The 23,858-nt window shown below is 76.3% G+C and carries 22 protein-coding genes and 2 pseudogenes; 8 read left to right on the forward strand and 16 right to left on the reverse strand.

Annotated features, from left to right (window positions below):
* Positions 1-34: 34 nt before the first annotated feature.
* From AC1VL8_RS02805 to AC1VL8_RS02815, 3 genes are read right to left on the reverse strand one after another with little or no spacing between them, the layout of a single operon-like run.
* Complete coding sequence (locus tag AC1VL8_RS02805) at positions 35-970, reverse strand: hypothetical protein (protein WP_483074048.1); 936 nt, start codon at positions 968-970, stop codon at positions 35-37.
* Positions 967-2,337 carry a copper resistance CopC/CopD family protein gene (locus AC1VL8_RS02810; protein ID WP_483074049.1) on the reverse strand — a complete coding sequence of 457 codons (1,371 nt, stop codon included), beginning with the start codon at positions 2,335-2,337 and terminating at the stop codon, positions 967-969. The genes AC1VL8_RS02805 and AC1VL8_RS02810 overlap by 4 nt, the downstream gene beginning before the upstream one ends.
* Complete coding sequence (locus tag AC1VL8_RS02815) at positions 2,334-2,879, reverse strand: hypothetical protein (protein WP_483074050.1); 546 nt, start codon at positions 2,877-2,879, stop codon at positions 2,334-2,336. Before AC1VL8_RS02815 ends, AC1VL8_RS02810 begins: the two co-directional genes overlap by 4 nt.
* Before the next feature lie 139 nt (positions 2,880-3,018).
* Here AC1VL8_RS02815 and AC1VL8_RS02820 point away from each other — a divergent pair, with 139 nt between their 5' ends.
* The 4 genes from AC1VL8_RS02820 (at position 3,019) to AC1VL8_RS02835 (ending at position 5,304) form a co-directional block, all read left to right on the forward strand.
* Positions 3,019-3,291 (forward strand): DUF1905 domain-containing protein, encoded by a 273-nt coding sequence (locus AC1VL8_RS02820; protein ID WP_483074051.1) that lies wholly within the window; start codon positions 3,019-3,021, stop codon positions 3,289-3,291.
* Positions 3,292-3,450: 159 nt separating this feature from the next.
* Positions 3,451-4,062 carry a 4'-phosphopantetheinyl transferase family protein gene (locus tag AC1VL8_RS02825; RefSeq protein ID WP_483074052.1) on the forward strand — a complete coding sequence of 204 codons (612 nt, stop codon included), beginning with the start codon at positions 3,451-3,453 and terminating at the stop codon, positions 4,060-4,062.
* A 95-nt stretch (positions 4,063-4,157) separates the two neighbouring features.
* A complete protein-coding gene (locus AC1VL8_RS02830; protein WP_483074053.1) occupies positions 4,158-4,964 on the forward strand; it encodes a maleylpyruvate isomerase family mycothiol-dependent enzyme in 807 nt (268 codons plus the stop codon).
* 13 nt (positions 4,965-4,977) lie between these two features.
* Entirely contained in the window at positions 4,978-5,304 is a 327-nt protein-coding gene (locus tag AC1VL8_RS02835; RefSeq protein WP_483074054.1) for a hypothetical protein, read from the forward strand.
* A 92-nt stretch (positions 5,305-5,396) separates the two neighbouring features.
* Here the strand turns inward: AC1VL8_RS02835 and AC1VL8_RS02840 are convergent, their stop codons facing one another.
* The 3 genes from AC1VL8_RS02840 to AC1VL8_RS02850 are packed head-to-tail and all read right to left on the reverse strand — an operon-like array spanning position 5,397 to position 12,155.
* Complete coding sequence (locus AC1VL8_RS02840; RefSeq protein WP_389232121.1) at positions 5,397-5,897, reverse strand: flavin reductase family protein; 501 nt, start codon at positions 5,895-5,897, stop codon at positions 5,397-5,399.
* A 1-nt stretch (position 5,898) separates the two neighbouring features.
* Positions 5,899-6,348 (reverse strand): acyl-CoA thioesterase, encoded by a 450-nt coding sequence (locus AC1VL8_RS02845; RefSeq protein WP_389232124.1) that lies wholly within the window; start codon positions 6,346-6,348, stop codon positions 5,899-5,901.
* Positions 6,348-12,155 carry an SDR family NAD(P)-dependent oxidoreductase gene (locus tag AC1VL8_RS02850; protein ID WP_483074055.1) on the reverse strand — a complete coding sequence of 1,936 codons (5,808 nt, stop codon included), beginning with the start codon at positions 12,153-12,155 and terminating at the stop codon, positions 6,348-6,350. The genes AC1VL8_RS02845 and AC1VL8_RS02850 overlap by 1 nt, the downstream gene beginning before the upstream one ends.
* 212 nt (positions 12,156-12,367) lie before the next feature.
* Between AC1VL8_RS02850 and AC1VL8_RS02855 the strand changes: the two genes are divergently transcribed.
* Positions 12,368-13,345 (forward strand): DUF1702 family protein, encoded by a 978-nt coding sequence (locus AC1VL8_RS02855; RefSeq protein ID WP_483074056.1) that lies wholly within the window; start codon positions 12,368-12,370, stop codon positions 13,343-13,345.
* Here the strand turns inward: AC1VL8_RS02855 and AC1VL8_RS02860 are convergent, their stop codons facing one another.
* The 6 genes and pseudogenes from AC1VL8_RS02860 to AC1VL8_RS02885 all read right to left on the reverse strand — a co-directional run bounded on the left by AC1VL8_RS02860 (position 13,346) and on the right by AC1VL8_RS02885 (position 18,376).
* Positions 13,346-13,861, reverse strand: coding sequence for a DUF2505 domain-containing protein (locus tag AC1VL8_RS02860; protein WP_483074057.1), 516 nt, complete (start codon positions 13,859-13,861; stop codon positions 13,346-13,348).
* 9 nt (positions 13,862-13,870) lie between these two features.
* Entirely contained in the window at positions 13,871-15,292 is a 1,422-nt protein-coding gene (locus tag AC1VL8_RS02865) for a GMC oxidoreductase (protein WP_483074058.1), read from the reverse strand.
* 85 nt (positions 15,293-15,377) lie between these two features.
* Positions 15,378-15,575: pseudogene (locus tag AC1VL8_RS02870) on the reverse strand (NAD(P)-binding protein); the annotation flags it as partial.
* Positions 15,491-16,090, reverse strand: a complete 600-nt coding sequence (locus AC1VL8_RS02875; protein WP_483074059.1) for a DUF5987 family protein — start codon at positions 16,088-16,090, stop codon at positions 15,491-15,493. The pseudogene AC1VL8_RS02870 and the gene AC1VL8_RS02875, both read right to left, overlap by 85 nt.
* Complete coding sequence (locus AC1VL8_RS02880; RefSeq protein ID WP_483074060.1) at positions 16,087-17,367, reverse strand: cytochrome P450; 1,281 nt, start codon at positions 17,365-17,367, stop codon at positions 16,087-16,089. Before AC1VL8_RS02880 ends, AC1VL8_RS02875 begins: the two co-directional genes overlap by 4 nt.
* Positions 17,360-18,376: a DUF1702 family protein gene (locus AC1VL8_RS02885; protein WP_483074061.1), complete on the reverse strand. Its 1,017-nt coding sequence runs from the start codon at positions 18,374-18,376 to the stop codon at positions 17,360-17,362. Before AC1VL8_RS02885 ends, AC1VL8_RS02880 begins: the two co-directional genes overlap by 8 nt.
* A 132-nt stretch (positions 18,377-18,508) precedes the next feature.
* Here AC1VL8_RS02885 and AC1VL8_RS02890 point away from each other — a divergent pair, with 132 nt between their 5' ends.
* Together AC1VL8_RS02890 and AC1VL8_RS02895 are read left to right on the forward strand one after the other, a co-directional pair.
* On the forward strand, positions 18,509-18,646 hold the full coding sequence (locus tag AC1VL8_RS02890; RefSeq protein WP_483074062.1) for a hypothetical protein: 138 nt from the start codon (positions 18,509-18,511) through the stop codon (positions 18,644-18,646).
* A gap of 135 nt (positions 18,647-18,781) precedes the next feature.
* The gene (locus AC1VL8_RS02895) at positions 18,782-18,946 is read left to right on the forward strand and encodes a hypothetical protein (RefSeq protein WP_483074063.1); all 165 of its coding nucleotides are present in this window, start codon (positions 18,782-18,784) and stop codon (positions 18,944-18,946) included.
* Between the two features lie 460 nt (positions 18,947-19,406).
* Here AC1VL8_RS02895 and AC1VL8_RS02900 read toward each other — a convergent pair whose 3' ends face one another.
* Positions 19,407-20,435 carry an ASPIC/UnbV domain-containing protein gene (locus AC1VL8_RS02900; RefSeq protein WP_483074064.1) on the reverse strand — a complete coding sequence of 343 codons (1,029 nt, stop codon included), beginning with the start codon at positions 20,433-20,435 and terminating at the stop codon, positions 19,407-19,409.
* Positions 20,436-20,712: 277 nt separating this feature from the next.
* Positions 20,713-20,886: pseudogene (locus AC1VL8_RS02905) on the reverse strand (hypothetical protein); the annotation flags it as partial.
* A gap of 259 nt (positions 20,887-21,145) precedes the next feature.
* Between AC1VL8_RS02905 and AC1VL8_RS02910 the strand changes: the two are divergent.
* Positions 21,146-21,277, forward strand: a complete 132-nt coding sequence (locus tag AC1VL8_RS02910) for a hypothetical protein (RefSeq protein WP_483074065.1) — start codon at positions 21,146-21,148, stop codon at positions 21,275-21,277.
* Positions 21,278-21,316: 39 nt separating this feature from the next.
* Here the strand turns inward: AC1VL8_RS02910 and AC1VL8_RS02915 are convergent, their stop codons facing one another.
* Both AC1VL8_RS02915 and AC1VL8_RS02920 read right to left on the reverse strand, forming a co-directional pair.
* On the reverse strand, positions 21,317-22,168 hold the full coding sequence (locus AC1VL8_RS02915) for a helix-turn-helix domain-containing protein (RefSeq protein WP_483074066.1): 852 nt from the start codon (positions 22,166-22,168) through the stop codon (positions 21,317-21,319).
* Between the two features lie 215 nt (positions 22,169-22,383).
* Positions 22,384-23,673 (reverse strand): FAD-dependent oxidoreductase, encoded by a 1,290-nt coding sequence (locus AC1VL8_RS02920; protein ID WP_483074067.1) that lies wholly within the window; start codon positions 23,671-23,673, stop codon positions 22,384-22,386.
* Positions 23,674-23,858: the final 185 nt, after the last annotated feature.

Below are 23,858 nucleotides of genomic sequence, written 5' to 3' on the forward strand. Positions count from 1 at the left end.
TGAGGTGCGGCTGCGCACCCCCGCGACCCGGCCGTCAGACCGACGGGAACCACCCGAGGCCGAACATCGCGGGGATGCGCAGCCCCCAGTACGCGACCGAGAACGCCGCCAGCGCGAGCAGCAGCAGCCCGCTGACCCGCAGCACGCCGCGCTGGTGGCGCAGCACGAACCGCTGGAGCGCCGGACCGGCGACGGCGACGAACGCGAGGTAGACCACGGCGACCACCGCGAGGTTGCCGAGCACCACGAGGACGAGCATGCCGGTGCCCGCGAGCGGGCCCGCGGCGACGACGTGGTCCAGCACCTCCCGGAACATCGGGAACGGGCGGCCGACCACCAGCAGGCCGAGCAGCGCCCCGAGCCCCAGCACCCCGAGCCGGCTGCGTGACGGGCGACCCGCGAGGTAGCGAGACGCGACCACGGCCAGGCCCACCCCGAACAGCACGTTGATCGCCGAGGCCTGGGCCAGCCGCGCGGGCATCCCCGCGACGGTGGCGTCGCTGAGCATCGGCGCGCGGTCACCGGCGGCGATCACGACCGCGCCGTACACCGCGGCGACGGCGCTCATGCCCAGGGCCAGCCAGCCGAGCTGCCCCGCGGCGTGCCGGACGAGCGCGCCCCGGGACGCCCCCGTGGACCCCGACCGCGCGGCGAGCGGCCCGATCGACGCGAAGCAGGCGATGTTGCAGGCGGTGAACGTGCCCGCCAGGCCGGCGGCGACGGCGAACACCAGCGCGCCGACCAGCCCGGGGTCGACCGCCCGGTCCGCGCCGAGCACCAGCCGGGTGATCGAGCCGCCGACGACGTCGTCCACGAACTCGTAGGACCAGAGCACCGCGACCAGGACGCCGGCCGCGACGGCGACGAGCACGCCCGCGACGGTCCGAGCGCGCGGCCCACCCGCGGTCGTGGTCGCGGGCGTCGCGACGGGCACGCCGACGGGCGCCGGCCGGGCCGTCGGGGCGGTCACGCGCCCGGTCCGATCGAGGTGAGCAGACCCGCGGCGGCGAGCACCGCGATCCCGGCGACCGACTCCGCGCGCAGCGCCGTGGTCAGGCGGAGCCGGGCGGTCGTCGTCGGCGCGAGCACGGCCACCGACCCCGGTCCCGGCCCGCTGCCGGGCGGTGGCGCCCCGGTCCCGTCGCCGGCGGACTCCGCGCGGTCCACCGCCAGCAGCGCGCCGTGGGTCCGGCGCGCCAGCAGCAGCAGCCCCGCGACCAGCGCGACCTTCACCGCGAGCAGCACCCCGTAGCCCGACGCCAGCACCGACCACGACCCGCCCTGGGTCAGCCGGTAGGCGAGGAACACCCCGGTGCCGACGGCCGTCGCGGCGCACGCCGTCGCGGTCCGCGAGAACCGGGCGGCGGCGACGGTCGGGGTGGTGTCGTCCCGGGAGGACAGCCACAGCCACGCCAGCCCGCCGAGCCACAGCGCCATGCTCGCCGCGTGCACGCAGCCCGCGAGCAGCGTCACCAGGCTCCAGGCGTCGCCCGCCGCGTGCGACGACCCGACCACCCCGAGCAGCAGCGGCACCGCGGCCATCAGCAGCAGGTTCTGCCGGGTGCCACGCGCCGTGCCGGTGGTCGTGGCGACCCGGGCGAACGCCCGGCCCGCGAGGACCACGAGCACCAGCCCGACGACCCGGAGCAGCAGGAGCCGGCCCGCCTGCGAGCCGAGCACCCCGACCGGCCCGACGCCCTGCGCCCAGCACAGCGCCGCCAGGTCCGCGAGCGACCCCAGCGCGACCAGGCCGGTGCCGGCGGCGGCGATCCGCCGCGCCAGCCGGCGGCGCAGCACCTCGGGCCAGCACCACGACGCGACGTACCCGAACCCGAGGGCGGCCAGTCCCGCCGCGGTGACGAACCCCGCCAGACCCGCGAGGGCGATCAGCCCCGGGGAGTCGGTCGGGGACGTCGCCCCCTCCGCGCGGACCAGCGGGGCGTCCCCCACGGTGAACGCGAACGCCTCCGACAGGGTGTGCCCGTCCGACCCGCGCGCCGTGACCGTGACGATGTAGCTGCCGGTGGCGAGGTCCTCGGGGACCGCGAACGTGCCCTCGTCGCTCGCCGGCTCGGTGGAGTCCGAGGTCAGCGGCCCCTCCGCGAGCGTCCGGCCCGACGACAGCGCCAGCCGCACGCTCGTGTCGCGCAGCGGCAGCGACTCCCCGAACCGGACCCGGAGCTGCTCCGGGGCGGACGTGAGCCGGGAGCCGTCGGTCGGGTCGACCAGGTCGATCGTCGTGTGCGCGCTCGCGGCACCGGCGCCGCCGAGCGTCAGCGCCACGAGCGCGAGGACGACGGCGAGCAGGCGGCGCGCCGCGGCGCCTGAGGCGGTCACCGGCCCGCCCGGGACCGCGCGCGCAGGTGCAGCACCATCGCGACCACCATCGGCGCCGTCACGATCGTGTTGTAGAACAGATGCAGCTCGACCCGTGGCACGAAGAACTGCAGCAGGCTCATCGGCACCGGGCCGCCGCCGAGCGTGAACCCGAAGGTCGCCTGGAGCAGCAGCAGCAGGTGCTCGATGTGGTGCCAGAACTGCAGGCCGAACGCGAGCATCCACCACTGGCGCGCCGCGCCGGTGAACCCGTCGCGCAGCAGCCACAGCATCACGAGCATGACGATCGCGTAGGCGTAGTGCAGCACCTCGGCGCGGATCAGCCACGGGAACCACAGGCCGACGACGCCCAGCGCCTCGCTGGTCGGCCAGCCGAGCGCGTAGATCTGGAACGCCTGCACCAGGTGCTCGGCCCAGTGCGCGACGACGATCACCGCGAACACGGTCAGGCAGGACGTGTGGTGCCGTCGCAGGGCCCGCATCAGGGGACCCGCGCTCGGCAGCCCGGGCACGGCGGCCGGGCCGGCGGTCGTCTGCGTCATCTTCGCTCCTCCGCGTGGGGACCGGGACGCCCGGCCCACGACCAGCGTGGCGAGGCGGCGGCGCGGCGCGATCTCCTGACTTGCGCCGGCACCCCGTTCCCCCGCCCCCGCACGGGGTGCCGCCGGTACGTTGGACGGCATGAGCACTGAGCAGATGAGCTTCGAGACGACGATCGGCGTCGAGGTCAAGGGCGACATGTGGACCTGCGTGGAGATCCCGGGGTCCGCCGAGTTCTTCGGCACCGGCAAGACCGTCAAGGTCGACGCGAAGGTCGACGACGTCACGCTCGAGAACGTCGGGGCGATGGTCACCGGCACGGGCGGGCACATGGTGTCGCTGAACGCCAAGGTGCGCAAGGCGCTCGGCAAGGACCTCGGCGACCCGGTCACGGTCACCATCACCAAGCGCTGAGGGGCGACGACGGACGTCGTCGTCTGGTGCACGCCCCCGCTGCCGGTCGGCAGCGGGGGCGTCGCGCTCCTCACGCCCGCCGAGGTCGGCCGGGCCGACCGGTTCCACCGGGCCGCGGACCGCGACCGGTTCGTCACCGGGCGCGCGCTCGCCCGGTCGGTGCTCGGCGACGCGCTCGGGGTGCCCGCCCGCGCGGTGGGGCTGCGGGTCGACGGCCCCGGCGAGGCCGCGCCGGGGCGGCCCCGGGCCGCCGGGGGGCCGTCGTTCTCGGTCGCGCACGCCGGCGCGTGGGTGCTGCTCGCGGTCGTCACCGCTGACGACCCCGGGGCGGGCGACGACGAGGTGGGCGACGACGAGGTGGGCGACGTGGAGGTGGGCGTGGACGTCGAGGCGGTGGCCGCGGTCGGCGCCCTGCTCGACGACCTGCACGGCGCCGTCCCCGCCGGCGAGCGCCCGCCGGGCGGGTGGGACGCCCGGTCGCTGACCCGGTCGTGGGTGCGCCGGGAGGCGGTGCTCAAGGCGGTGGGCACCGGGCTGCTCGCGCCACGGGACGACCTGCTGCTCGCCCGGGCCGACGCCCCGGCCGCGGTGCTGCGGACCGGGGGTCTGCTGCCGGACCCCGCCCGGCTCGCGCTGCGGGACATCGACCTGCCGGGCGACACCGACCACCTCGCCGCGGTCGCGCTGCACGGGGGCGCGTCCGGGTCCGTCACCGTCGCCGACGGCGCCCGCCCGCTGCACCGGCACGGGGTGCGGCCGGACACTCGGTGACCCGGTCGCCAAGGGCGCACACCGGGAGGTGTCCGGCCGCGGGCCCGCGGGTTCACTGACCAGGTCACGTCGTCTCATCGAAGCGAGGTATGGCCATGACCGCGAACCCCGAGGTCCTCGACGACTTCCTCCTCGAGGCCGCCGCCTTCCGCGAGCTGGTGGCGTCGCTCGACGCGTCCGCGTGGGAGCAGGTGACGCCCGCCGAGCCCTGGCGGGTCCGCGACCAGGTCGCCCACCTCGCGTTCGTGTTCACGCTCGCCGCGACCGCCGCCTCCGACGCCGACCGGTTCGCCGGGATGACCGCCCCCGCGGCCGAGGTCGGCTTCGACGCCGCCGTGAACCACGCGCTCGGGATGTTCAACACCGGGTCGCCCGACGAGGTGCTCGCCCGGTTCGACGCCGCCGTCGACCAGGCCGGGCGCGCGCTCGGGTCCCGGTCCCCCGACGACGTCGTGCCGTGGCTGGTGAACCCGCTGCCCGTCTCCGTGCTCACGGCCGCCGGGATGCTGGAGCTGTTCGCGCACGGCCAGGACGTCGCCGACGCCGTGGGCCGCGAGGTCGTCCGGACCGACCGGGTCCGGCACCTGGTGCCGTTCATCCACCGGACGCTCGCGTTCGGGTACCAGGCGCGCGGGCTCGAGGAGCCGCGCGGCAGCTTCCGGTTCGCGGTCAGCCTGCCGTCGGGGGGCACGGTCGAGGCCGGGGACTTCGGCGCGACCAACATCGTGTGCGGCGAGGCCGTCGACCTGGCCCTGCTGGCGTCTCGGCGCCGGCACCCGGACGACCTGGTGCTGCACGCCATCGGTCCCGAGGCGTGGTCGTACCTCGAGGTCGCGCAGGCCTACCGGGGCCCCGCGGGCACCGGCCGGCAGCCGCTCAAGCCGCGCGTCGACGCCGTCTGAGCGGGGCGCCACGATGAGCCACGCGACCCCCGGCACCGACGAGGCGCCGGCGCTGAAGGTGATGACTTACCAGGTCCGTGACGACGCGGTCGAGGCGACCAAGGCCGTGGTCCGGGACGTCGTCGCGGCGATCGGCGCCCGCGGCCACGCCGGCCGCTACCTGTCGGCGCACGTCACCGGGACCGGGACGTTCGCGCACGTCCTCGACCCGGTGGTGGAACCGGTGCTCCGCGACCTGCCGGAGTTCGCCGCGTTCCAGGCGCACCTGCGCGACGCCCTGGTGGCGGGGCCCTCCCCCCACGGCGTCACGCTCGTCGCGGGCACGCTCACGCTCCCCTGACCCCCCTCCTCCCCCCGTCGCGGGCGCTGAGGTCGAGGGTTTCACGCGAGGTCGAGGGTTTCCGGAGCCCGTTCCGCTCCGAACCCTCGACCTCAGCGCGTCGGGGTAGGGGCGAGCAGGGGGCGGAAGGTGCCGTCGACGAACGTCAGGGCGCCCGGGGCGCCCTCGCCGCAGGCGAGGACCTGCGCGACGACGATGCCGTGGTCGCCGCCCGGGTGGACGGCCTCGACCCGGCACTCGAGCCACGCCGCGGCGCCCGCGAGCAGCGGGACGCCGGTGCGCTGGCCGCACCACCAGGACAGGTCGTGGAACTGGCGCCAGCCGAGGGGCCGGCGCCGGTCCGCGAAGTGCCGGGCGATCGGCTCCTGGTCGACGGACAGGATCGACACCCCGAGGCACGCGCCGGGGGCCAGGAGCTCGTGCATCCGCGCGGACTGCGCGACGCAGCCGAGCACCAGCGGGGGGTCGCAGGACACCGACGTGAACGCGTTCGCGGTCATCGCGTGGGCGTGCTCGCCGGCGGTCGTGAACACGGTCACCCCGGTCGCGAACCGGGACATCACGCTCCGCAGCCGGGTCGGGGTCACCTGCACGTCACACCGCCTGCCGCACCGGCTCGCCGCGGTACGGCTCGAGCGCGGCGACCAGGTCCTCCGGGACCCGGGTCGGGACGGTGTTCTGGTTGGGCCCGCGCATGCAGGCGATCTTCTGGCGACCCCTCCCGACCAGCGTCTCGGTGCCGTCGGCGAGCAGCACGTAGTCGAAGCTGAACTCCAGCCGGCTCGGCCCGAGGTCGACCAGGCTCATCCGGATCGCCACCTCGTCGAAGGCGGCGAGCTCGGTGAAGAACTCGCACTCGACCTTGAGGGTGAACAGCTTCAGGTCGTCCTGGACCTCCCGCAGGACCGTCGGGGCCTTGTCCTTGAGGAACAGCTCGCGGCACCGGCCCTGCCAGCGCAGGTAGTTCACGTAGTAGACGTTGCCGACGAGGTTGGTCTCCTCGAACCCGACGACGTGGCGGATCTCGTAGTAGTCCTGCGACATCAGCTGCCTCCCAGCAGTGCGAACATCGTGCTCGTCCCGCCGACGGGCAGCACCCAGGTGATGACGCGGTACGGGCCCGCGGCTATCACCACGCTGTCGTCGGTGACGGTGGTCAGTGCGAGTCCGACCGAGGTGTGGCCGAGCTTGCGGACGCACTCCATCGCGCCCCAGACGCGGGTCGCCGCCTCGTGCAGGTCCCCGCCGGTCGCGGCGGCGATCTCGCGGGCGAGCGCCCAGCCGTCCCCGAGCAGGTCCGCCCACGTGGCCTCGGCGCGCTCGACCACGGCCTCGGTGTCGCAGGCGACGTCCCGCGGGCCGACGACGGCCATCGTGAAGTCCTGGTGGTGGGACGAGCACGCGTGGGTCTGCGGGTCGAGGAGCAGGCGGCCGTCCCCGCGCCGGCTGAGCGCGAGCCGCGGGCGCAGCCGGGTGATGGCCCGGTCGGTGGCCGCGCGGTGGTCGCCCCGGCCGGTCGCGGCGAGCGCGTGCGGCTCGACGGCGACCTCGACCCCGCGGCCGAACAGCGCCTCGGACTGCCGCTGCAGGTACGGGCCGGTCATCACGGGGCTCCACCGCAGGGTGCGCGGCGCGTGCCGCAGGACGGCGCGCAGCCGCAGGCCGACCCACCGCTCGACGAGGCCGTGCTCGTCGTGGCACGCGAGCCGGTACGTGTAGGCGTCCCCGTCGTGGGCGTCCTCGTGCGCCTCCATGACGACCGACGCCCCGGGGTAGCCGGCCATCGCGGGGACCAGCAGGTCCACCCCCTCGGGCAGCAGCACCGCGTCGGGGACGCACGCCTGGATCGCGTGCATCATCGCGTCGCGGGCCCCGGGCGCGGCCAGCAGCAGCTCGCGCGGGTGCACCGGCGAGAACCACTCCTCGCGGGCCGCGGTGTCGAGGTCGGCGACGGCGGTGCGCGCGAGGGCGACGCGGTAGCCGCGCACCGCCTGGAACCGCGCGCCCTGGAACATCAGCGAGCCGTAGAGGTCGCGGTCGGGGTCGACCTCGACCCGCGGCAGCGCCCCGGCGTCCCGGCCGTCGGCCTCGCCCGCGTCGGGCGTCGCCGGCACCGCGGTGACCACGGCGCTGAAGTGGTCCACGGCGAACGCGGTCGAGGACGTGCGGATGACGACCCGCACCGCGTCCCCCTCGACGAGCGCCGCGACCCGGACGGTCTCGGTGCCCCCGGCGGGGACGACCACGGGGCGCTCGAACCGGAGCCCGGTCAGGGCCAGCCCGTCGCGCAGCGCCGGACGCAGCGCGACCGCGGCCTGGGCCATCGCCTCCATCCCCATCACCGCGGGGAAAATCATCTCGCCGTCGAGCACGTGGTCCTGCAGGTACAGGTCGGTGCCGGCGGCGAGCTCGGCGTCGACCACCAGCTCCACGCCGGGGTAGTGGATCTGCGGCTGCTCGAGGAACCGCAGCAGCGGCAGGTCGGCGGGCGTGTGCCGCATGGTCGCGAACGACCCGGTGCGCCCCGCCACGACCACCGTGTCCGGCAGGTCCGGGTCGTCCACCAGCACGGGCACCAGCGCGACGCCCCAGTCCGCGGGGATCGGCTCGATGCCGCGCGCCCGGAGCTGCTCGAGCACCCCGAGGCGCTCGCCCATCCCGGCGCCGGACCAGACCGACCACTCCACGGCCCGCACGCGCACGTGCGGGTGGGCCCGGCCGAACGCCACGACCTCCTCGGTGAGCCAGTCGTTGGCAGTGGCGTAGTGCACCTCGCCCTCCAGGCCGGCGCGCCCGATGATGCTGCCGAACGCGACCACCAGCCGGAGCCGGGCCGGGTCGACGCAGGCGAGCACGTGGCGCAGCCCGTGCACCTTGGGGGCGAGGGTCCGGTCGAGCTGCTCGCGGGTCAGGTCCGCGGCGCGGACGGGGTGGTTGGTGCCCGCCCCGTGCAGCACGGCGGTGACGGGACCGAGCGCGTCCACCCCGGCGCGGACCGCCCGGGCGACGTCGGCCGCGTCGGTGACGTCCGCCGCGACGTAGCGGTGCCGGACACCGGCCGCCTCGGCGCGCGCGAGCGTCGCCGCGACCTCGGGGTCCGTCGCGGCCGCGCGCCCGAGCAGCAGCAGCGCGCACCCGGACTCGGTCGCGAGCCGCAGCGCGGACTCTGCGGTGATCCCCCTGCCGCCGCCGGTCACCAGGAGCACGTCCTGGTCGCCGAGGTACGACGGCGCCGCTGGGCGCCCGGCTGCTCCCGCGGCTGCGGCACCGCCCGCGGGGTCGAGCGCGGACCACGTGTGCCGCACGCGGGTGCCGTCGCCGGGGTAGGTCACCTCGGCGTGGTCGCGGGTGCGGGCGACGTCGGCGGCGAGCGACGCAGCGACCGCGGGGTCGAGCGCGGTGGCGTCCGCGGGCAGGTGCAGCACGGTCACCGGCGCCGCGACCCGCTCGAGGTGCAGCGACCGCGCCGCGGCGGCGGCCCCGTGGTCGCCGCGCTGGACGACGACCAGGGGCACCGGTCCGGTGCCCGCGCGGGCGGCCAGCGCGGCGAGGGCGGCCTCGATCGCGTCCGCGCCGGCGTCGGGCCCGTGCCCCGCGGTGCTGACCAGGACGCCGGGCTCTCCGGTGGCGGACGCCGCGAGCGCGTCCCGGACCTGGGTGCCGAGCGCGTCGACGTCGCCGACGAGCGTCCAGGACCCGTCCGCGCCGGGCGCGGCGTCCGTCGCGGGCGCCGGCCCCGGGCCCGGCAGCAGCGGCTCGACCCGGGCGTCCCGCCCGAACGCGCGGATCCACGGCCCGGCGCCGGTGACCTTCTCGGTCGGCGCCTCGCCGTCGCCCCTCTCGTCGATCATCTCGGCGATGTCGCCGAGCGTGGACGTCGCGAACGACGGGACGCCGCTGAGCGGGCCGCGGCCGAGCCGGCGGAGCGCGTCGTTCGTGATCTGCCCGACCGTGATCGACGACAGGTGCAGGTCGTCCAAGGGGCTGGTGGCCGGGCCGAGCACGCTCACCGGCAGGTCGACCTTCTCGGCGACGACGGCGAGCAGCACCTCGAGGGTCGTCGCACCGGCGTCCCCGGCCGCGGGGTCCGGCCCGGCCCCGGGGGCCGCGTCGACCCGCGCCGCCGTCGGGACGAACCCGAGCTCGGGCGCCGACTCGCAGGGGTTCGCGAGGAACGTCATCTCCTGCCCGGGGGCCAGGGGCCGGTGCGCGCGGCCGCGGGTCAGGGTGTCGGTGCGGAGGTCCTGGCCCAGCGCGTGCGCGGCGGCGAGCGCGTCCAGGAACGGGGCCAGCGACGCGGCGTCCGTGTCGGTGCTGACCGCCGGGACGGTCGGCAGGTTCGCCGCGACCAGCCCGCCGAGGGTCCGTCCCGGGCCGACCTCGACCACCAGGTCGTGCCCGGCGAGCAGCCCGGCCGCCTCGGCGAACCGGACGGGGTCGGTCATCTGCTCGACGAGGAACGCCGCGAGGTCCTGGTCCGCCGGGACCTCGGCGGCCAGCGCCGGCGACACGACGGTGCGGCGCAGCGGCGCGAACCGGGTGCCGGCCAGGTGCTCGCCCAGCACCCGGGCCGCGGCGGCGCACTGCGCGGTGTGGAACGCGTGCTCGACGGCCAGCGGCGTGACCGTCAACCCGGCCTGGCGCCCGGCCGCGACCACCGCGTCGACGCTCGCCCGGGGGCCGGCGACCACGGTCAGCGCGGGGGCGTTGTAGCCGGAGACCTCGGCGCCCGTGCCCGCGACGAGCGCGCGGGTGCGGTCCGGGTCGGCGCCGACGACCGCCATCGCCCCGTCCCGGGGGACGTGCGCGAGCATCGCGCGACCCCGGACCCCGGCGAGCTCGCGGGCCTGCGCGTCGGTGAGCGCGCCCGCCCAGGCCAGCGCGGTGATCTCCCCGAGGCTGTGCCCGACAGCGGAGTCCGCGTGCACGCCGAGCGCGGTCAGCGCCGCGAGCGCCTGGAGCGAGCGGCGGACGACGCGCGGCTGCAGCCCGGCGGTCCCGGACTGCTCGGCGGGCTCGGGCGCGTCCGCGGCGGCGAACCGCCGGACGACGGCGCCGGCGTCCCCGAGCCCGGCGCCCTGGCCGGGGAACGCGAACGCGATCCGGCCCGGCCGGTCGCCCGCCCCGCACCAGGTGCCCTCGGCGACGCGCACGAGCCGCCCCGGCTCGGGCGTCGCGGCGAGGTGGTCGGCGACCTGCCGCAGCCGGGTGACCGCCTGCGCGGGGTCGCGGGCGACGACGGCCACCCGGTACGCGCCGCGCGTCCCGGACTGCTGGAGGTGCACCGCGAGGTCGGTGAGCTCGCACCGCGCCGCGCGGTCCAGGGTCCCGGCGAGCTCGTGGACGTCCGCGAGCAGCGCGGCGGGGGTCGGCGCCGCGAGCAGCAGCAGCTCGGCGTCCTGGCGCCCGGCGACGAGCGCGGTCACCTCGGGGGCGACGGCCGGCGCCACGGGGCCGGGGTCCGCGCCCTCCAGGGCGATGTGGGTGTTGATGCCGCCGAAGCCCATCGCGGACACCCCCGCCCGGGCCGGGGTGCCGGCGCGGTACGGCTCGGCCGCGGTGGGCACGCGGATCGCGGCGGCCCGCGTCCCCAGGAGCGGGTGCGGGTGCACGTGGCCCGTCGCGGGCGGCACGACCTGGTGGTGCACGGACAGCGCCGCCTTGATCAGCCCGGCGACACCGGCCGCCGCCTTCGTGTGCCCGATGTTGGCCTTCACCGAGCCGAGCGCCGCGGGCCAGGCGTCGTCGACGCCGTCCCGGGTCGAGGCGAGCGCGGCGATCTCGGTCGCGTCGCCGACGGCCGTGCCCGTGCCGTGCCCCTCGAAGTAGGACACCGTCGACGGGTGGTAGCCGGCGCGCTCGTAGGCGTTCGCCAGGGCGCGGCGGTGGCCGCTCTCCTCGGGCCGGGTGATCCCGCCGCGGCCGTCGGACGACATGCCCCAGCCGGTGATGCAGGCCAGCACCGGCCGGCCCTGCGCGTGGGCGTCCTCCTCGCGCATCAGCACGACCATGCCGCAGCCCTCGCCGGGCCAGAACCCGTTGGAGTCGCGGTCGTAGACGACCATCTCGCCCGTCGCGAGCGCGCCGGTCTTCGCGAACCCGACCAGCTCGAACGGGTCGATCGACAGGTCCACGCCGCCCGCGAGCACGACGTCGGCGTCGCCGGTGCGCAGCGCCGCCGCCGCGTTGATGACGGACAGCAGCGAGGAGGAGCACGCCCCGTCGACCGTGTACCCGCCGCCGCCGAGGTCGAAGTAGTTGCAGATCCGTCCGGCGATGGTGTTCGCGAGCCCGCCCGCGAGCATGTCCTCGTTCGCGGCGGGGAACGGGGCCTTGTAGGTCGGCTCGAGGTCGCGGACGAACGCGTCCACCTCGGCCACCGACCAGCCGCGCTCCACCAGCTGCGCCGACACGGTCCGCCGGACGTACGGCCAGCGCAGCCGCATCACGTTCGCGCGGGAGAACTCCCCCGTGAGGGTGTTGCCGAGCACGACGGAGGTCCGGGCGTGCGGCAGCCCCTCGCCCTCGGGGAACCCGGCCGCGGCGAGGGCCTGCGCGGCGACGTCGAGCGCCAGCCAGTGCGTCGTGTCGGTGCTCGCCATCGTGCGCGCCGGGATCATCCGACCCACCCGGTCGAACGCGTAGTCCCGGAGCACCGCGGCGGTGCTGCCGTAGAACTTGTCCGGCGCGGCGGGGTCCGGGTCCCCGTAGTCGTCGACGTCGGTGCGCTCGCGCGGCAGCGTCCGGAACGCCCGCCGGCCGGCGAGGACGTTGGTCCAGAGCTCCTCGGGGGTCGCGGCGTCCGGGTACCGGAGGCCGACCCCCACGATGGCGATGCGCTGGGACGTCACTGGACTCGCTCCATCTTCGGCGGGGAGGTGCGCGGGTGGTCCGGCACCGCTGGTCGAGCCTCAGGATCGCGCCGACCGGGGGCGCGCAGTTCTCCCCGGTTGCCGGCGCGACGGGCACGCCTCCCCAGGTGCTCAGGTCCCCCCGGACGGTGGATCGGCCCGGATCGCGCTGCCTAGGGTCGCGGCGAACCCACCGACCGCAGGAGACCGACATGTCCTTCTCGCTCACCGGCGCCCTCCGGCTCGCCGTCGCGCCGTCGATCACGTCCGTCACCGCGCGCCACCTCGGGTTCGACGAGCCCGACCTGCCCGCGCGCGCCGGGCTCGACCGGATCCCGCAGGCGGTGGTCGTCGGCTTCGAGTCGGCGCTCGAGCAGCCCGGGCCGCACGCGGTCGCCGCGCGCGTCGGGCTGCTGGACGAGCCGCTGCGGGGCTTCGGCTACGAAGGTGCGGTGATGGCGACGACGATCCTCGACGCGACCGCCGGCGGCAGCCGCACGCGCGCGCTCGTGGAAGGCCCCGCGCGGCCGCACTACTTCCTCGCGTACATCGGGATCGGGTTCGCGCTGGCGAAGCTGCCGCGCCGGCTCTGGGCACGCGCGCTGCCCGACCTGGACCTGGACGGCTACCACCCCGCCCTGTCCTGGCTCGCCGTGGACGGCTACGGGTTCGACCTCGCGTACTTCGGCCGCGACCGATGGGGCACCGCGGGCGCCCGGCCCCGGCCCTGGCCGTTCCTCGGCGCGCCGGAGTACTTCGGCCGCGCCGCCGACCAGGGCGTCGGCCGGGCGCTGTGGTTCATCGAGGGCGCCCGCCCGCAGCACGTCGCCGCGGCGGTCGAGCGGGCCGAGCCCGCGCGTCGCGGTGACCTGTGGTCCGGGGTGGGGCTCGCCGCGGCGTTCGCGGGTCCGGCGGTCGACGTCGACCTCGACGCCCTGCGGGACCTGGCCGGGACGCACGCGCCCGACCTCGCGCTGGGCGCCGCGCTCGCCGCCCGCGCCCGGGTGGAGTCCGGGTCGGTCCCCGCGCACAGCGCCACCACGACGGCGGCGCTGACCGGGCTGCCGGTCGCGGCGGCCGCGGACCTGGTGGACGCGTGCGCGGTGCTCGCCGACCGGGGCGGCGTGCCGGCGTACGAGGCGTGGCGGCGGCAGATCCGGGACGCGCTGGTCCCGGTCGCCGCCGCGTAGCTACGCCGCGCTCTCCCCGCGGGCCGCGCGCTCGGTCAGCACCGCGCACTCCACCTCCATCGTCTCCCGGATCTGCGCGGCCGAGGCCTCCTCGACGCGGGCGCGGAACAAGGGGACGGTCGAGGTGAGCGTGCCCTCGAACGTCAGGCTCGACCCGTCCGTCCCGGCCGTCGGCAGCACGGAGACGACCCCGCGGAACCGGACGGGCGCCCCGTCCACGTCGATCTCGAACACCCCCCGGCGGCTCCCGTCGGCCTCGGCGGGCTCCCAGCGCTCGGTCTCGGTGACGACCATGACCGGCCGGACGAGCGCCTTGACGAACTCGGGCAGCCCGACGGTCGGCAGCGTGCGCCGGGTGCGGACGGTGCTGGTGCCGTCCGGGCCCGCGTCGACGCTCATCTCGAACGCCTGCGCGCCGAGCCGGGCGGCCTTCTCCGCCTGGAACGGCTCGTCGCCCATCAGCGCGACGACCTCGGCGGCGGGCAGCGGGACCTGCTGGCTGAACCGGAACTCCACGACGACTCCTCAGGCGGTGACGGGGACCTGCGCGGGCAGGTCCGCCCGGTAGGTGACGGACGCGCCGCGCTGCCGGAGGCGGTCCACGACGAACGGGACCGCGCGCTCGGCGAGCGCGGCGATGGTCAGGGACGGGTTGACGGTCAGCGCGGTCGGGACGGCGGACCCGTCGGTGACGAAGATGCCCTCGTGCCCGCGCAGCTCGTGGGTGTGGTCGAGGGCGCTCGTGGCGGGGTCGGTGCCGACCCGGCAGGACCCGAGCGGGTGCACGGTGTACGCGCCCACCAGGTCGTTGGTCCACGGGTCGACGGTGCCGAACCCGGGCCCCTCGATCAGCCGGCGGATCGTCTCGTCGGCCGCGCGCCAGGCGGCGAGCGTGGAGTCGTGCGGCCGGTAGCGCAGCGTGCCGCGGCCGAGGAGCTGCTGGGACAGCCGGACCGCGTTGCCGGTCGGCGGCGGCGGGCCGAACTCGCCCTCGTTGTCGTCCTCGACGAGCGCGAACAGCATCAGCCAGTTGCGCCACTCGTCCAGCAGCGCCTTCTTCTCCAGGCCGAACCAGCCGGGCAGGCCGTCGTCGGTGCGGGCCTGGGCGAGGATCGTGCCGAGACCCGGCGGGAAGTACAGCTGCTCGATCGCGAACCGCTCGTGCTCCGGCAGCGTGCCGTCGAGCCGGTCCCAGGTCGCGACGACCGGGCCGCGGCCGACCTGGAACGCGCCGTACGGCCGGTCGCCGGCGGTCGCCCCCTCGGGGAGCAGGTCCCGGACGGCGTCCTCGTCCATGACGGCGACGTTGATCCGCTCGCCGTTGCCGGAGAAGTACTTGCCGACGGCGTCCGGCATCGCGCCGAGGTGCGGCTCGGACCGCTGGAGGATCACCGGGGTGGCGCCGGCGCCCGCGGCCAGCACGACGACGCGCGCCCGGACCGCGCCCTCGCCGGTGGTCACCCGGTAGTCCACCGGGTCGACGTGGGTGAACCGGACCAGGTAGCCGCCGTCGGGCTCCCGCTCCACGGTCTGCACCTCGTGCAGCGGGCGGACCTCGGCGCCGCTGGCCTCGGCGGCGGGGATGTAGTTGGTCAGCAGCGAGCGCTTGGCGTCCTCGACGCAGCCGGACATCATCCAGTTGCAGCTGGTGCACCGGCTGGTGTCGACGGCGGACGGCAGCGGGTTCGCGGTGAGGCCGCCGTGGTCGCAGACCGCCGCCCACAGCCCGCCGGGCTTGCTGACCTCGTCCCAGGTGTGGGTGCGGACCGGCAGCGCCGCGGACACCCGGTCGTACCAGGGGTCGAGCGCGTCGCGGTCCACCTCGTCGGGCCACAGCCGCTGGCCGGCCGCGCCGGTGCGGTCGAAGACGAACCGCGGCGCCCGGGGCATCGCCGCGAAGTACACGACGCTGCCGCCACCCACGCAGTTCCCCCCGAGGACGCTCATGCCGTCGCCCGCGGTGAAGTCGAAGATCCGGGTCGACGAGCTTGCCGAACCGCAGCGACTGGTCGTACTCGTCGGCGGTCAGCCGCGGGCCGCGCTCGAGGACGAGCACCCGGGCGCCGCCCCGGGCCAGGTGGTACGCCGGGATGGAGCCGCCGAAGCCGCTCCCGACGACGACGGCGTCGAACTCCTCGTGGTCGCTCACTCGATGCTCCCTGTGGTCGGGTCGGTCGCGGGGTGCGGTCGGGCCATCGGCACCGTGTACGAGGGCTGGGTGACGCGCCACCGACCGCCGACCGGGGGCGCGAAGCCCATCGCGGTCAGCCCGGGCGCCCCGGCAGCCACGGCGGCGGCGGTCTCCAGGTGCGGGGCGCTGTCGTACGCCATCGTCGCGAACAGCGCCAGGAGGAACCACAGCTCGTGGGCGTCCTCGTCCGGGCCGGTCAGCGCGGCGACCAGGCGGCGCCGGTGCGGGTAGTCGAGGTCCGCGAACCGGCCGACGCCGTCGACGCCCTGCTCGCGCGCCCAGTCGACGGCGCGCGCGTCGAGCAGCTCGGCCATCTCCCCCACGCCGTCCTCGATGCCGGTCGCCGGGTCGGTCAGCACCAGCAGCGCGCCGGCCTCGACCGCCCCGGGCGTCGGGGAGACACCGGCGACCGCGACGTCGTCGGGGAACCGCCGGCAGCCGGGCACCACGGTGTCGGCGTACGCCTCGAGCGCGAGCGTCTGCGCGGGGGTGAGCGTCGGGCGCTCCCCGCGCGGCGCCACGCGGGGGCGCAGGATCGGGTCGGTCGGGCTCATGCGGGGCTCCCGGTGGGGTGGGGGTGCGCGGTGCGGGCCTGCGCGGTGCGGGCGCGGACGTCGACGACCGTGCCGCCCGCCGGCGCCTGGGACATCCGGGCGAGCGGGTGCAGCGCCCGGTCGGGGACGGCGTGCAGCCGCACCCGGCTCGCGACGACGGCGAGCCACACGACGCCCTCCATCACGGCCAGGGCGACGCCGGGGCAGGACCGCGGGCCGGCGCCGAACGCCAGCGGGCTCGGCGGCCCCTCGCCGCGGACCGCCCGGCCGGGCTCGAACGACCGGTCCGGGGACGTCGCGCCGGGCAGCAGCAGCACCTCGTCGCCCGGGCGCAGCCGCACGCCGGACACCAGGTCGGCGGCGACGGCTCGCCTGCTGATCAGCCACACGGGCGGGCGCAGCCGCAGGGTGTCCTGGAACACCGCGTGCGCCCAGGTCAGCGACGCCACGTCGGCGACGGTCGGGGTGCGCCCCCGGTCGAGCCGGGCGCCCTCGTCGGCGAGCCGGTCCTGGAGCGCGGCGTCGTGCGCGAGGAACCCCGCGGCCCACGCCAGGGTGCTGGCGGTCGTCTCGTACCCGGCGAGGAACAGCGACATCATCCCCTCGTCGCCCGCCCACGCCTCGGTCCGCGAGGTGCCGCCGAAGGACCCGCGGGCCTCGGCGTGCAGGGTGCGCAGGGCGGCGGCGACGGCGGCGGCGCGCCGCGGTCGCCAGCGCAGCGGCACGGCGCCCTGCGTCACGGCGCGGAAGATCGCCTCGTCCTGGACGACCTCGAACGCCTCGTGGATCCGCCGCCCGTCCGGCGGGTCGAACCCGAACGTCCGCGCCAGGCAGGTCAGCGTGTACGACGCGAGGTGCACCGTCAGGTCCACCCGCCGCCCGTCGGCCGCGCACAGCCGGTCGGCGGCCTCGTGCGCGGCCTCGACGACCTGGCCCAGCCGGTCCTGCACCGCCCGGGCCCGCAGCTGCGGCCGGGCGGCGGCGCGCTGCCGCTGCCACGCGGGGCCCTCGGCGGTGAGCAGCCCGTCGCCGATGATCTCGCGGGCGTGCAGCTGGCCCATGCCCTTGATGTACCGGTCGGCGTGCTCGACGAGCACGTGCTTGACCACGTCGGGGTGGCACGCGACCACGACCCGCCCGGTCGGCAGCCGCAGCACCGACCCGTGCGGCCGGGCCGCCGCGAGCCGGGTCAGGTGCTCCACGCGGTCGCCCCGGGTGAGCGCCAGCAGCGCCCGCGCCGTGGCACCGGGGCCGAGCGTGCGCGCGGTCTCAGCCATCGCCGAACGTCTCCGCGAGCGCCGTGCGCCACCCGTCGTACGCGTGCCAGCCGCCGGGTCCGCCGTCGGGGACCCGCGGGCGGTGCGCGTCGACCACGGCGACCACGTCCTGCCAGGGCCGGTCGCAGAGCACCTCGGCGGCGAGCCGGGTGTGCGGGGTGAGCGTGCCGGCGCGCGCCCGGGCCTCGACGGCGAACGCGCAGCCCTGCCGCAGCCACGCGCGGTGCGGGCCGCTCGCCGCGAGGACCGCGCGCATGCCGTCCGCGTCGCGGCCGCCGGCGTACGCGGTGGCCAGGCCGGTGCCCGCCCAGAGGGAGGCGTGCTGCGCCGCGGGGAACCGGGCGACGAGGTCCGCGAGCCGGTCCTCGTCGCCGCCGGCCACGAACCACAGGCCGCGGCCGATCCCCTGGGCCAGGTGCTGCGTGGCCTCCGCTGCACCGCCGGGCCAGGCGTCGAGCGGGTACCGGGTCGCGCGGGCGTCCAGCACCGACCCGGTGCGGAAGAACACCTCGTGGAACGCGTAGCCGTCGAGCACGAGCGGCACGACGGCCCGGTCGAGCACGGCGACGTCGGTCCACAGCGGCCGGGGCAGCCGGGCGAGCCCCCAGCCGACGCCGACGTGCATGAGGTAGCTGTGCTCGCTGCCGAGGCGCAGCAGCCGCTCGAGCGCGTCGCGGCTCCACGGCTCCACCCGCGACCGGATCGTCACGGCCATCGCGGCGCCCTCGGCGGCGAACCCGCGCCACTGCGGCTCGAGCCGCCCGAGGTCGTCCAGCAGGTCCCGCGTCGTCGGCGCGCGGCACGCGAGGGCGAAGCCGTCGAGGAACGCGTTGCCGACCGGCTCGACGATGCTGGGGCCGACGGCCCACGGGTGGAACCCGCGGCGGCCGGTCTCCACCTGGGTGCGGGACGGGGTCAGCAGCCGGGACCGCGCGGCGCGCAGCCCGTCCGCCGCCCGGCCGAGCACCGGCGTCGCGGTGCGGCCGCGCTCGGCCGTCACCCCGGTCACGCCCGCGCTCCCGCCGGCACGGGCGCCGCGGGGGTCGCGTCCGACGACGCCGGTGCCGCCGCCGACGCCGCCCGCTCCGCGCGGACCCGGCGCACCTCGCCGACCTTCATCGTCACGCCGCGCAGCGCGCAGGTGAGGACCAGCGCGAAGAAGATCGCGTACGCCACGCCGAGCACCACGAGCAGGCCGTACAGCGCCGCCGTGGTGAGCCCGAAGACGACCTGGCGCCGGGGGGCCATCGGCGTCGTGCCCGGGTCGGTGATCATGTAGTTGGTGAACAGCACGAACGCGACGCCGGTCATCATGCCGAGCGCGGACCACACGTTGTCCCCGAGGAACACCGCCCGCAGGACCGCCTGGGCGATGTAGCCGCCGACCCACGCCGCGATCAGCGGCATCCGCTTGGTGAGCTTCGAGTTCAGCAGCGTCCCGGCGCCGAGCACGAACACCGGGATCAGCCAGTCGAACGGGTTGTCCGTGCGGTTGAGGAACATGTACGGCGGCACGAACCCGACGGTCGGCAGCACGATCAGCGTCACCGCGATCCCGAAGTTCGACGGGTTCAGGTAGTGCCGCAGCCGGCCGCGGACGCGGAGCCGGAACAGGTACTTGGAGCCGACCGCGACGACCACCGCGAACAGGTAGATGCCGAGGTTCTGGCCGTAGATCAGCATCGCGCAGGCCAGGGCGGCGATGTGCGCGGGGAGCAGGAAGTAGAACATCTCGGTCCGGCCGCCCGCGAAGCCCGGCGTCGTGCCGCGTGCCCAGGCGTCGAGCCACTCGAGCCCGATGCTGACCGCGTACGCGACCAGGACGGCCGCGATCGGCACGATCGGCGCCTGCTCGAACCCGAGCAGCAGGTGCCCGACCACGTTCAGCGCGGTGATGGAGATGGCGAACCGGAGCAGCGCGGCGCGACGCGGGTCGCGCTTCGGCGCGGGTGGGGGCGTCGCCGCGTCCGCCGGGGGCGGGGGCGCGGGCTCGGAGCGCGTGAGCACGGAGGTGGTCGAGGGGGCGGACGTCGTGTCGGTCATGAGTCGGTCCTCAGCTCTTGGGCGCCCCCCGTGAGGGCGAAGGTCGTGGAGTGCGGGCCGTCCGCGTCGCGCCACGTGACCGTGGCCGTCGCGTCCGCGAGCGCCTCCTCGGGCATCGCGAAGTGCAGCTGGGACCCGGAGACGCCCGAGTGCCCGTTGGCGGGGTAGAGCTGCGCGGTGCGCGAGTAGCCCGGCCCCTCGACGGTGACCACCGCACCGATCACCGGCGTCGGCCCGTGCTCGCCCTCGCGGGTCACGCTCAGCGTCGCGGTGGGGTTGCGGGAGGTGCTGGTGTTGAGGAACACCTGCGAGCGCGCCCACTGGTTCGCGGCCAGGACGTCGAGCCGCCCGTCCCCGTCGACGTCCGCGACGGAGAAGCCGCGGGTCGCGGTGCGGTCGTCGAACGGCAGCTCGCCGCCGACGTCCGCGTACTTGTCCCCCACCGGCACCCAGAGGCGGTTCGCCTCGTCGCCGGAGATGTCGCCGTCCGCGCCGATCCGCATCCAGGACGTCGGGGAGGACAGGATCTGGTCGTTGCCCATCGCCATCTCCTGCAGGCGGGGCCACAGCTCCTCGTCGCCGACGATCATGCCGGTCGCCTGGACGAAGCCGTCGCGGCCGGAGTTGTCGACGTCGATCGGCTTGATGTCCCAGGACCAGCCGCTGATCGCGAGGTTCACGTCGCCGGCGCGGTCCTCGAACGGGAACCGCCCGTCCAGCAGGTCCGCGCCCTCGCCCGTCGGGTAGAACGCGAAGTTCCCCTCCTGCAGACCCCACTCGGTCGTGATGTTGCTGACGTGGATGCTCGGCAGGTCGGCGTCGGGGGCGTAGGAGTACGCGACGCCCATGCCCTTGAAGGAGTCGTGGCCCATCACCTTGGACCGCGCGGTCGTCAGGTCGCGGTCGCCGCGCACCTCGGTGAGCCGCACGTCGCCGGGCTCGGAGGTGTTCACGAGCATCTGGTCGGGCCCGAAGTCGTTGGCGACGTACATCTCCGGGAGGCCGTCGCCGGTGAGGTCCTGCATGCCGAGGGCGAGCGTCCACGACGTCGCGGAGGACTCGGGCCAGCGCTCGGAGGCGTCGACGAACCGGAAGCTCCCCGCCCGGGCCGGGCTCGGCGCCGAGGTAGAGGCGGTTGGTGCCGGCGTTGCGCGCGTTGCCCATCGAGTGCTGCATCCGCATGCGCTGGTCGTCGGTGGCCTGCGGGTCGAGCACCCGGCTCCCGTCGGGGAAGTAGTTGCCGACCAGGATGTCGAGCCGCCCGTCGCCGTCGACGTCGGCGACGTTCAGCGCCGTGGAGTTCCACACCTGCACGGGCTCCACGAGCTCGACCGGGGTGAACCAGTCGGCGCTCGGCGGGCCGTCGTCCTGGCCGGTGTTGTGGAAGATCACCGGGGACCGGCCCCAGTAGTACGCGAGCACGTCCTGGCGGCCGTCGCCGTCGATGTCCGCCGGGACGCAGCCGATCGGCGCCATCGTGTCGTCCCACCGCAGGCCGTCGGGGTGCAGCACGAACGGCTCGAACTCCTCGCCGCCGCTGCCCGGGACGGGGAACACCCGCAGGGCGTCGTCGCGGGGGTCGGTGAGGCACGCGTCCCCGGGTCGGCCCAGGCCCCGCAGGTCGAGCGAGCCGACCGACGCGCCGACCGCCGAGATCCACGGGCGGATGTGCTCCAGGGCCGGCGCGACGGTGCGCTGCTCCTGGTTCCCGTCGGAGTCGGGCAGGTCGTGGGCGGTGAACGAGACGCCGGCGGCGACCTCGGCGGTGGCCTGCGCGGAGGGGCCGGGCTGCCAGGGCAACCAGGCCAGGCCCGCGAGGGCCACCGCCGCGACGGGTGCGGCGAACGACTTCAAGGTCGGCACGTGAGCTCCTTCGGGTCGAGTCCGGTCCGCTGGCGGCCGTGCCTCAACGCTGGTCGAACACCATGTCCAGGGGGTATTCCCGGTTGCGCTGGGCCGGCGGGAGCGGGGCCGGCTCGGCGTGCGTCCCGCCGAGCAGCACCGGCGGGTCGCTCGGGTGCTGCGGGCGCAGCCGCAGCCGCGCGGGCAGCTGGCTGGTGCGCCGGCCGGGGAACACGGTCATCGGCGCGGACTGGCGCAGCCACTCCACGTGGGTGCCGCCCCCGGCCACCGGGTGCGCGACGCGGGCGAGCACCGCGACGGTCCAGGTGCCCTCCGGCAGGCCGGTGAGCTGGAACGCGCCGGGGCCGGTCAGGCGCACCGCGGCCGCGGGCGGGCCCTGCACGATGCTGTCCTCGAACGCGCCGACGAACAGGTCGCAGTCCGCCGAGGCGGCCGCGGAGCCGAGCTCGACGTGCCCGCGCAGCTGGCCGCCGGCACAGCCCTCGACGTCGCCGACCGGCTCCGGCCGGCCGCCGCATGCGCGCCACTGCCGGGGCGACACCCCGACCAGGGCCGAGAACCGCGTGCTGAACGTGCCGACGCTGGAGTACCCGACCATCGTCCCCGCGTCCGCGATCGACAGCCCGGTGGTGAGCAGGATCCGGCTCGCCCGCTCCATCCGCAGCGCCGCGAGGAACCGGCGGGGCGTCGTCCCGATCAGGCGGGAGAACTCCCGGGTGAAGTGGAACTTGCTGTAGAAGGTCCGGGTCGCGATGTCCGCGATCCCCGCGCCGCAGAACAGGTCGGCCCGCATCGCGAGCACCGCCTGGTCGACGGCCGCGCGGATCGCGGACTCGTCCGCGGCCGGCTCCGGCAGCGCCGCCGTCGGCCGCGGTGCGACCAGCTGCGGGCCCACGGGGCGCAGCGCCCCGGTCCGTTGCTGTGCTGTCCCGACGTTCATGGCCCCCGCCTCTCGGTCGTCCGGACCCGTCCGCCGGGCCCCTGCGACCGACACTGAGGTCGGGGACGCGGACTTGTTGAGCCTTTGGCCCCCACGTGGGACCTCCGGGGTCAGGACGTGACCCGACCGGGTCGCCCGCCTGACCCGATCGGGTCACGGGCCCGACCGGGTCAGGCGGCGAGCGAGCGGGCGACGATGGTCGGGCGGAACAGGCTCGCGGGCTCCTCGAGCAGCCCCGCGACGCGCAGGAACGCCTTCGCGACCACGGGGTCCTTCACCGCCCCGCGCTGCACCTGGGTCACGTACCGGTTCGCCATGCTGGTCGCGAGCGTGCGCCGGCCGCGGACCGTCGGGAACCCGAGGTCACCGCCCGCGGCGAGCGTCCAGGGCGTGTCGACGACCCGGCTGAGCTGGCGGGCGAACAGGCGGGCGTCGAACCGGTCGGTCGCCTCCAGGTGGGTCCGCAGCCGGTCGGCGGCCATCGCCGCGACGGTCATGCCCTGCGCGTACACCGGGTTGAACCGGGCGAACGCGTCCCCGACCACGGCCAGACCGTCGGGCAGGCCCGCGAGCCGCTCGTACCGCCGCCGGGTGCTGGCGGGGAACCGGAACGAGTGCGGGTCCTCGATCCGCTCGGCGGACAGCACGGACCGGTGCACGTCGGGCAGCGGCAGCGACTTCACGAACGCGAGGAACGACTCCCAGTCGCGCGGCGGGGCGTGGGTGCCCAGGCCGTTCAGCGACAGCGCGTACCGGTCGGTGAGCCGCGCGTAGATCATCCCGCGGGGCAGCTCGGGGGTCATGGTCGACACGATCGCGATGTCCTCGCCGATCGGGTCGAAGTCCGGCGCGATGGCGAACCCGCAGGTCGTGTAGACCAGGTCCATCTCGATGGCGTCCTCGGTGACGGTGCCGCACCCGAGGTCCTCGAGCCAGGTGGCCGTCCGGCTCCCCCGGCCCGCCGCGTCGACCACCACGTCGGCGTCCACGGTCCCGTCGGGGGTCCGCACGCCGACGACGGCACGCCGCGTGGCGTCGAGGACCAGCCCCTCGACCTCGGCGTGCGCGAGGGACACGTTCGGCAGCGCCAGCACCCGGCCGCGCACGTAGCTCTCCAGCAGCGGCCGGCCGGCGGCGACGCACATCATGTCAGCCGGGCCCGGCTGGAACCGCGCGGGCCCCCGGTGCCACGCGACGCTGGTCCCGAAGTCGAGGATCGGCACGCCCAGGCCGAGCAGGTCCTGCGTGAACCCGGGGAACAGCCCCTCGAGGATCTCGTGGCCGCGCGCGAGCAGCGCGTGGATGTGGTGCCCCTGCGGGACGGCGCGCCGGACGCCGTCGACGTCCGTCGCGTCGCGCTCGAGGACGGTGACCTGGTCGGCGTGGTCCGCGAGGACCCGTGCGGCGAGCAGGCCGGCGATGCTGCCGCCGACGACGACCGCGTGCGTGGCAGTGGACATGAGGGGACCTCCCGGGACGGTGCGTGCTGACCCGGGCCACGCTGCCGGGCCGTCGCCGCCGCGTTCTCTCCTGACGTGCGCCACCTGCGCCGCGGGTACTCCCCACGTGCTCCGGTCGCCGCGGACCGTTCCGCGCGCCGGGGCCGGCGGCCTAGCGTCCGAGGCACGTGACCCCGACGACCCCC

This window comes from Cellulomonas sp. KU4C, from assembly GCF_056868065.1.